This is a genomic window from Rhodopseudomonas sp. BR0C11 (assembly GCF_010820945.1).
In the GTDB taxonomy this organism is placed as follows: Bacteria; Pseudomonadota; Alphaproteobacteria; order Rhizobiales; family Xanthobacteraceae; genus Rhodopseudomonas; species Rhodopseudomonas palustris_H.
Window position 1 is genome coordinate 1 of the sequence record NZ_QTKI01000733.1, and the last position, 1,113, is coordinate 1,113.

Consider the following 1,113-nt stretch of genomic DNA (forward strand, 5'->3'; position numbering starts at 1 on the left):
TCGATCAGCAGCGCGACGTTGATATGGCTGCCGGGCGCGCAGGTGGTGACTGCGACGTCGGGCTCGAGCACGATCTCACGGATCGACGGCGTCAGGTCGCGGGTCGATACGACGGTGCTGCTGGTCCACTGTTCGGCGAAGCGCATCAAGGGCTCCTGTCGATGAGGGGGAAGCTGACTATCTGTCGGCGGCCTGGGTCACGAGCGTGAGCGCCGGCAGCAGGTCGAGATGGGTGCGGCTCCTCAGCGCCAGCCGCAAATTGCGCACCGCAAGCCGGGCGTGCTCGCGCATCACCGCTTCGGCGCGTGCGCCTTCGCGGTTCTCGATCGCGTCGATCACGGCGCGGTGGTGATCCTGCGCAATCAGCAGGATCTGGTGCGCCTCCGGCAGCCCCGATTGCGCCATCACGAAAGCGCTCGGCGAAGCGAAGGGCAGGGCGGCGACGCGATCGATCTGCCGCATCACCGGCGCCGAGCCGCACAGCTCGTTGAGCAGCGCGTGAAACCGCGCATTCAGCGCCACATAGGCCGAGAACGCGTCGACCGAGATCGGGTCCTGCCGCACCAGGTCGTCGATATCGCCGAGGCATTGCTTCAGCGGCTCGAGCTGCCGGGCGCTGGCGCCGCGTTCTGCGGCGAGCCGCGCGGCGAGGCCTTCCATGGTGCCCCGCAGTTCGATCGAGTCGAGGATGTCGCGTTCGGAGAACGCTTTCACCATGAAGCCGCCGGACGGAATCGCCTGCAGCAGGCCCTCGTCCTCCAGCCGCACCAGCGCCATCCGCACCGGCGTGCGCGACACCCCGGTGATATCGACCGCCTGCAGTTCGGAGATCCGTTCGCCGGCGCGGAGCTGGCCGGACAGCACCATGTCGCGCAGCGCCAGCTGCGCGCGCACGGTCTGCGACATCGAACGGTCGGCGGCCTTGTCGTTCATCGCTTACTCCGCCGCCTGCAGTTTCGGCGCGTTCTCCTGTGCGACCATGCGGTCGATCAGCTTGCGCGACCACATCGCGCCGGCGTCGATGTTCAGGTTGTAAAACACCCGATCGGGGTTCTCGAGCATCGCGCGCTGCTGCGCTTCGAGGATGATCTCGTCCTCGCGGAAGATGCCGGA

At 67.6% G+C, this 1,113-nt stretch carries 1 protein-coding gene and 1 pseudogene; both read right to left on the reverse strand.

The annotated features are described in order from the left end of the window. Window positions 1-177 precede the first annotated feature (177 nt). Window positions 178-933 (reverse strand): GntR family transcriptional regulator, encoded by a 756-nt coding sequence (locus DYI24_RS26965; RefSeq protein WP_164574502.1) that lies wholly within the window; start codon window positions 931-933, stop codon window positions 178-180. A gap of 3 nt (window positions 934-936) precedes the next feature. Then, a pseudogene (locus tag DYI24_RS26970) lies at window positions 937-1,113 on the reverse strand (aromatic ring-hydroxylating dioxygenase subunit alpha); the annotation flags it as partial.